Origin of the sequence: Melaminivora sp. (assembly GCF_032059615.1) — a bacterium.
Taxonomy (GTDB): Bacteria; Pseudomonadota; Gammaproteobacteria; order Burkholderiales; family Burkholderiaceae_C; genus Melaminivora.
Genome location: NZ_DAMCAM010000089.1, coordinates 1 through 7,386, shown reverse-complemented (window position 1 = coordinate 7,386; position 7,386 = coordinate 1). Strand labels below are relative to the sequence as shown.

Sequence of the window (7,386 nt, the reverse complement as noted above, 5' to 3'; positions counted from 1 at the left end):
GCTTTAGCAGTTGTGTTTAACGTCGCCCTGCAAGTTGCTCATTTAACTCGGCGACAGCCCGCCATTTTAATGCCATCCGTCTTTCGCCTTTTTTCGAGGCTGCCCCTGCCCCTGCTCCACGCGCTGGGCGCAGCCCTGGGATGGGTGGCCTTCCTGGCCTCGCCGACCTACCGGCGCCGCTTCCTGGCCAACGCCGCGCAGGCCGGCTACGCCTTCGGCCAGGTGCGCGCGGCCGTGGCGCACGCCGGGCGCATGGCGGCCGAGACGCCGCGCCTGTGGCTGGCAGGCGAGCCGCCGCCGTGCGAGGTGCAGGGCGCCGAATGCGTCGAGGCGGCCTGGGCGGCCGGGCGCGGCATCGTCTTTCTCACGCCTCACCTCGGCTGCTTCGAGATGTCCATCCAGGAGGGCGCGCGCCGCTGGGCCGGCGCGCACGGGCCCTTCACCATCCTGTATCGCCCGGCGCGCCAGCCCTGGCTGGCGCAGCTGATGCGCACGGCGCGCAGCCGCCCGGGCATTGCCGCGGTGCCCACCAGCCTGCAGGGCGTGCGCCAGATGATCAAGGCGCTGCGCCGCGGCCAAGCCGTGGGCCTGCTGCCCGACCAGGTGCCGCCCGAGGGAATGGGCCTGTGGTCGCCCTTTTTCGGCCGTCCGGCCTACACCATGACGCTGGCCGCGCGGCTGGTGCAGCAAACCGGCGCCGCCGTGGTGCTGGCGCGCTGCGAGCGCCTGGCCCGGGGACGCGGCTACCGGCTGCACCTGCAGGGGCTGGGTGAGGAGCTGTCCGCCGACCTGCCCGAGGCCGTGCGCCAGCTCAATGCCGCCATGGAGCAGCAGATCCGTGCCTGCCCGCAGCAGTACCTGTGGGGCTACGCGCGCTACAAGCAGCCGCGCGCCGAGGCGCAGGCGCTGGCGGAGGTGGGCACATGATGGCGCGCCTGGGCATCGCCCTCTTGAACCTGCTCGGGCGCCTGCCCCTGCCCATGCTGCGCGCGCTGGGTGCGTGGATAGGCCGCGTGCTGTTCGTGCTGGCTGCGCCGCGCCGGCGCGTGGCGCTGCGCAACCTGGAGCTGTGCTTTCCCGAGGTGCCTGCCGGCGAGCGCCGCGCCTGGGCGCGCCAGTCGTTCGAGGTGTTCTGCCAGACCTTCCTGGACCGGGGCTGGCTGTGGTCGGGCCCGGAGGCGCTGGTGCGCAGTCGCGTGCGCCTGACCGGCGCCGTACACGAGCTGGAGGGCGACGCGCCGACCATCGTCTTTGCGCCGCACTTCTACAGCATGGACGCGGGCGGCCTGGCCCTGCCGCTGAACACCACGCGCGAGTTCACCTCGATCTTCGCCACGCACCCCAACCCGGTGCTGGACCGCTGGTTCATGGCCGGGCGCCAGCGCTTTGGCAAGGTACGCATGCTCAACCGCGCCGACGGGGTCAAGCCCATCCTCTCGTGCCTGCGCAAGGGGGGGTTGTTGTACCTGCTGCCCGACATGGACTACGGCCCGGCGGACTCGGTCTTCGTGCCCTTCTTTGCCGTGCCCGATGCCGCGACCATTCCGTCGCTGTCGCGCTTTGCCCGGCTGGGCCGCGCCCGAGTGGTGGCGCTGTACAGCCGCATGACGCCCGAGGGCTACGAGGCCGTGCTGACGCCCGCCTGGGAGCACTTCCCGACCGACGACCACGTGGCCGACACCGCGCGCATGAACCGCGAGCTGGAGGCGGCGATCCGCACCATGCCGGCGCAGTACTACTGGGTGCACCGGCGCTTCAAGACGCGACCGGACGGTCGGCCGCCGCTATATGAATAAATTGGTGTTCGCCGGCGCCAATCAACGGCGGGCAGCTACAAAAAAATGAGTCAACCCGCCAGCAGGCCGGCCAGCGCCAGCTGCACGACGCGTGGCTGCTCGTGCACGATCCAGTGACTGGCGCCGGGCACCGGCTGCACGCGCAGGTCGGGCACCCAGGCTTCCAGGCCATCGAGCAGCGCGGGCAGCAGGGCCGGGTCGTCCAGGCCCCACAACACCCTTGTCGGCACGCGCACGGTGAGCAGCTCCGGCGGCAGCTGCGCCAGGGGCGCGTCACCCGCGCTCTGCGGGCGCAGCGGGCTGGCGCGGTAGTAGTTGCACGGCCCGGTGAGGCCCGCGCTCCACAGTGCGTGGTAGCGCTGGCGCAACGCGGGCGTGAACCACTCGGGCAGGCGACCGTCCGCGCGCGCGAAGAATCCTTCCAGCCGGCGGAAGTCTTGCTCGGCCAGCAGCGCCTCGGCGTCCGGGCGGCACAGGAAGTGCATGTAGTCGCTGGCGCGCTGCTGCGCCGGGTTGCCCTGCAGCTCACGCACGAAGGCGCCGGGGTGTGGCGCGTTCAGGATCATCAGCCGCTGCACCAGTTCGGGCTGCAGCGCCGCCAGGTTCCAGGCCAGCGCGCCGCCCCAGTCGTGCGCGACCACGGCGGCGGCGCCGCCCTGCGGCCCGGCCTCGGCGGCGATCAGTGCGGCCAAGTCCTGTACCAGGACCCGGGCGCGGTAGTCGCGCACCTCGGGCGGCGTACTGGAGGGCGCGTAACCGCGCAGGAAAGGTGCGACGCAGCGCCAGCCGCCGTGTGCCGCTTGCGAGAAATGCGCCAGCTGCTCATCCCACACGAACGCGCCTTCGGGAAAGCCGTGCAGGAACAGCAGCAGCGGCCGGCCCGTCTCGCCGGCTGCGCGGCAGTGCAAGTCGATGCCGTGCGGCAGGCAATGGGTGATTTTCTGGATTTCCATTGCTATGCTTTTAATAGTCACATGCCGCCGAATGGCGCCGGTTCAAGCCGGATTTGGCTCAATATGGGGATCGGAGGGCGGCGCGTCGTCCGCCGGGGGCGGTGCGTCCGCATCGTGCGCCGGATGCGCCCACTGCCACAGCAGCTGTGCCACCTCGTCCACACCCTGGCGCTTGAGGGCGGAGAACAGCCGCACCTCGCCGCCGCCGGCCTGCAGCCGCGTGATGGACAGGGCGCGGGCCTGCTCGGCGCGGTTGAGCTTGTCGGCCTTGGTCAGCAGCACTAGGAATTTCAGGCCCGCCTCGACGCGCGGGCGCACGGCGTCCAGCAGCGCCTCGTCGAGCTCGGTCAGCCCCAGGCGCGGATCGCACAGCAGCACGATGGCCGTCAGGCTCTCGCGGCTGATCAGGTAGTTGAGCATCACGCGCTGCCAGCGCTGCTTGTCCTCGCGCGAGACGGCGGCGTAGCCGTAGCCGGGCAGGTCGGTCAGCACGGCGTCCATGACGCCCTGGCGGCCCAGGGCGAACAGGTTGATGTGCTGGGTGCGGCCGGGCTTCTTGGAGGCAAAGGCCAGCTGGCGCTGCTGCGTCAGGGTGTTGATGCAGGTGGACTTGCCGGCGTTGGAGCGGCCGACGAAGGCGATCTCCGGCACGGCGATGGGCGGCAGGTGGTGCAGCTGGGCGGCGGTGGTCAGAAAGCGTGCCGTGTGCATCCAGCCGAGGGCCACCTTGGCGTCGGGTGCGGGAAACGCGTCGGGCGCGCCGGTGGAGGTCGTCATCGGGAGGGGGTGCGCGAGGCGGGGGATTGCAACGGCATGCATTGTAGAATCGCGGGGTTTTGCGCCCTTCTCACAAGAATCCCTCCGATATGAAGTTGCTTGCCTCCCTGCTGATGGCTGCCGCGCTCGCAGCCCCCGCTTTTTCGGCCGCCGCGGCGGATGACGCAGCGCCCGCACCGGCGGCGCCTGCAGCCGCCGCAGCACCGGCAGCGTCGCAGGCTCCGGCCAAACCCGACCTGGCCCGGGGCGAAGCCAGCTACGGCACGGTCTGCGTGGCCTGCCACGCCGCCGACGGCAACTCCACCATCGCCGCCAACCCCAAGCTGGCCCAGCAGCACCCGGAATACCTGGTCAAGCAGCTGCAGGAGTTCAAGTCCGGCAAGCGCCCCAGCGCCGTCATGCAGGGCATGGCCGCCATGCTGAGCGAGCAGGACATGCGCAACGTCTCCTGGTGGCTGGCCTCGCAGAAAGCCAAGGAAGGCTTCGCCAAGGACAAGGACCTGGTGGCCCTGGGCGAGCGCATCTACCGCGGCGGCGTTCAGGACCGCAACATCGCTGCCTGCGCCGGCTGCCACAGCCCCAACGGCGCCGGCATCCCGGCCCAGTACCCGCGCCTGGCCGGCCAGCACGCCGACTACACGGCCCAGCAGCTGGTCGAGTTCCGCGACGGCAAGCGTGCCAACAGCCCCCAGATGACCGACGTGGCCGCCAAGCTCAACGACCGCGAGATCCGCGCCGTTGCCGACTACATCGCCGGCCTGCGCTGAGGCGCGCCGGCTGATTCACGTCAAGCGGGAAGGGTGTAAGCGCCGCGCACCCGGAACCTCGGCGGGATAATCGCACTCAAGACGGGCGGGCCATCTGCAACGGATGGCCCGCCCTTCGCTTATCCGGGCCCCACATCTTCCATGTCTGACATTCCCGCCACCGCCAGCGCCCCCCGGCGCCGCGAGCCGCTGCTGCGCCCGCTGCTCGAACTGCTTGCATCGATGCGTTTTGCCATCGCCCTGCTGACGGTGATCTGCATCGCCTCGGTCATCGGCACGGTGATGAAGCAGCATGAGCCGGTGAACAACTACGTGAACCAGTTCGGGCCGTTCTGGGCCGACCTGTTCCTGGCGCTCAAGCTCAACGCCGTCTACAGCGCCTGGTGGTTCCTGCTGATCCTGGCCTTCCTGGTGGTGAGCACGTCGCTGTGCATCGCGCGGCACGCGCCCAAGTACCTGGTGGACATGCGCAACTACAAGGAGAACATCCGCGAGAAGAGCCTGCACGCCTTTGGCCACAAGGCCGGCGCCGAGCTGGCCACCGAGGCGCCGGGCGCCGCGGCCGAGCGCATCGGCCACCAACTGGTGGCGCGCGGCTGGAAGGTGCGCGTGCAGCAGCGCGAGACGGCCGCCGGCCAGGGTTTCATGGTGGCCGCCAAGGCGGGGACGGCCCACAAGCTGGGCTACATCGCCGCGCACAGCGCCATCGTGCTGATCTGCCTGGGCGGCCTGCTCGACGGCGACCTGATCGTGCGCGCCCAGATGTGGCTGGGCGGCAAGACGCCCTACACCGGCGGCGGGCTGATCTCCGAGGTGGCGCCCGAGCATTGGCTGTCGCCGCGCAACCCGACCTTTCGCGGCAACCTGCTGGTCTCCGAGGGCACGCAGTCGAGCACCGCCATCCTGAACCAGTCCGACGGCCTGCTGCTGCAGGAGCTGCCGTTTTCGGTGGAGCTCAAGAAGTTCATCGTCGAGCACTACTCCACCGGCATGCCCAAGCTGTTCGCCAGCGAGATCGTGATCCACGACCGGGCCACGGGCGAGTCGGTGGCCAAGCGCATCGAGGTCAACCACCCGGCCAATTACAAGGGCGTGGAGATCTACCAGTCGAGTTTTGACGACGGCGGCTCGCAGGTGCGCCTGCGCGCCCGGCCGCTGGTGCCCGGCATCGCGCCGTTCGAGGTCGAGGGCGTGATCGGCAACTCCGCGGCCCTGACGCAGCCGGGCCTGCCCGGGCCGCTGACGCTGGAGTTCACCGGCCTGCGCGTGCTCAACGTGGAGAACTTCGGCGACGCCGAGGGTGCGGGCGCCTCCGGCTCGGCCACCGACGTGCGCCGCGTGGATCTGCGCTCGTCCATCGAGTCGCGCCTGGGCGCGGGCAACAAGACCGTCTCGCGCCGCGAGCTGAGAAACGTCGGCCCGAGCGTGACCTACAAGCTGCGCGACGCCGCCGGCCAGGCGCGTGAATATCACAACTACATGCTGCCCGTGGACATGCGCGACGGCCAGCTGCCGGTGTACCTGCTGGGCGTGCGCGACACGCCGGCCGAGCAGTTCCGCTACCTGCGCGTGCCCACCGACGCCGAGGGCGGCATGGACGACTTCCTGCGCCTGCGCCGGGCGCTGGCCAGCCCGCAGATGCGCGAGGAGGCGGTGCGCCGCTACGCCACCGCGGCGGTCGACGGCGCGCGGCCCGAGCTGGCCGAGCAGCTGGCGCTCTCCGCCGGGCGGGCGCTGGCGCTGTTCGCGGGCGAGCACGAGCCGCGCGCCGGCCGGCCGCAGGGCGGCCTGATCGCGATCTCCGACTTCATGGAGGCCAACGTGCCCGAGGCTGAGCGCGAGCGCGCCGGCGAGGTGCTGATGCGCATCCTGAACGGCGCCCTGTTCGAGCTGGCCCAGCTCTCGCGCAGCCAGGCCGGGCTGGCGCCGCTGGCGCCCGACGAGCGCACGCGCGCCTTCATGACGCAGGCCGTGCTGTCGCTGAGCGACTCGCAGGCCTACCCCGCGCCCCTGGCGCTGGAGCTGGCGGACTTCAAGCAGGTGCAGGCCAGCGTTTTCCAGGTGGCCCGGGCCCCGGGCAAGAATGTGGTCTATCTGGGCTGCGCCTTGCTGATCCTGGGAGTCTTTGCCATGCTGTATGTGCGCGACCGGCGCCTGTGGGTGTGGCTGGCGCCCGAGGGCGCGGGCGCCCGCGCCACCATGGCCCTGTCCATGAACCGCAAGACGCTGGACGGCGAGCGCGAGTTCCACCAGCTCAAGACCCAATTGCTCGGCCTGCCCGCCGAGGGAGGTACGTCCCCATGAACACCGCCACCTCTTCCGCCACGACCTACAGCCTGGGCGGCCCGGGCTATTTCGCGCGCCGCAACTGGCTCGACTGGCTGTTCGCCCTAGCCGTGACCGTCGGCGGCCTGTTCGCCCTGCAGCGCTACGGCGCGCACATGGACGTGTACGAGAAGGGCATCCTGCTCGGCTCCATCCCCACGGCCATCTGGCTGGGCTGGTTCTGGCGGCCGCTGCTGTGGCTGATGGTGGCGGTGGCAGCGCTGTCGCTGTCGGCCATCGGGCTGTACCAGGGCGACGCGGGCGGCGACCTGGCGCGCGCCGACAGCGTCTTTTTGCTGAAGTATTTCCTGTCCAGCCAGTCGGCCATCCTGTGGATGAGCATGCTCTTCTTCATGAGCACGGCCTTCTACTGGGCCGGCATCTTCGCCGGGGGCGAGCGCCAGACCATGATGCGCATCGGCTCGCGCGTGGCCTGGGTGGCCGTCGGCCTGGCGCTGATCGGCACCATGGTGCGCTGGTACGAGAGCTACCAGATCGCCCCCGACATCGGCCACATCCCGGTGAGCAACCTGTACGAAGTCTTCGTCATGTTCTGCTGGATGACGGCGCTGTTCTACCTCTACTACGAGGAGCAGTACGCCACGCGCGCCCTGGGCAGCTTCGTCATGCTGGTGGTGAGCGCCGCCGTGGGCTTTCTGCTGTGGTACACGGTGGTGCGCGAGGCGCACGAGATCCAGCCGCTGGTGCCCGCGCTCAAGAGCTGGTGGATGAAGCTGCACGTGCCGGCCAACTTCATCGGCTACGGCA

Annotated in this window: 7 protein-coding genes; 5 read left to right on the top strand and 2 right to left on the bottom strand. The window is 70.3% G+C overall.

The genetic code is table 11. The features are described 5' to 3' along the window. The first annotated feature begins 69 nt into the window (after positions 1-69). Together RT051_RS13910 and RT051_RS13905 are read left to right on the top strand one after the other, a co-directional pair. Positions 70-927, top strand: a complete 858-nt coding sequence (locus tag RT051_RS13910) for a lysophospholipid acyltransferase family protein (protein ID WP_313077558.1) — start codon at positions 70-72, stop codon at positions 925-927. Next, entirely contained in the window at positions 924-1,796 is an 873-nt protein-coding gene (locus RT051_RS13905; RefSeq protein WP_313077557.1) for a lipid A biosynthesis acyltransferase, read from the top strand. The genes RT051_RS13910 and RT051_RS13905 overlap by 4 nt, the downstream gene beginning before the upstream one ends. 50 nt (positions 1,797-1,846) lie before the next feature. Here RT051_RS13905 and RT051_RS13900 read toward each other — a convergent pair whose 3' ends face one another. Both RT051_RS13900 and yihA read right to left on the bottom strand, forming a co-directional pair. Continuing rightward, on the bottom strand, positions 1,847-2,749 hold the full coding sequence (locus RT051_RS13900) for an alpha/beta hydrolase (RefSeq protein ID WP_313077556.1): 903 nt from the start codon (positions 2,747-2,749) through the stop codon (positions 1,847-1,849). 42 nt (positions 2,750-2,791) lie between these two features. After that, positions 2,792-3,526, bottom strand: a complete 735-nt coding sequence (gene yihA, locus RT051_RS13895) for a ribosome biogenesis GTP-binding protein YihA/YsxC (protein WP_313077555.1) — start codon at positions 3,524-3,526, stop codon at positions 2,792-2,794. Positions 3,527-3,615: 89 nt separating this feature from the next. On the opposite strand from yihA, the gene RT051_RS13890 reads away from it, so the two are divergent. The 3 genes from RT051_RS13890 to ccsA form a co-directional block, all read left to right on the top strand. Beyond that, on the top strand, positions 3,616-4,293 hold the full coding sequence (locus RT051_RS13890) for a c-type cytochrome (RefSeq protein WP_313077554.1): 678 nt from the start codon (positions 3,616-3,618) through the stop codon (positions 4,291-4,293). A 141-nt stretch (positions 4,294-4,434) separates the two neighbouring features. After that, the gene (locus RT051_RS13885; RefSeq protein ID WP_313077552.1) at positions 4,435-6,597 is read left to right on the top strand and encodes a cytochrome c biogenesis protein ResB; all 2,163 of its coding nucleotides are present in this window, start codon (positions 4,435-4,437) and stop codon (positions 6,595-6,597) included. Continuing rightward, a partial coding sequence (ccsA, locus tag RT051_RS13880) for a cytochrome c biogenesis protein CcsA (protein WP_313077551.1) occupies positions 6,594-7,386 on the top strand: 793 nt, incomplete at its 3' end. The genes RT051_RS13885 and ccsA, both read left to right, overlap by 4 nt.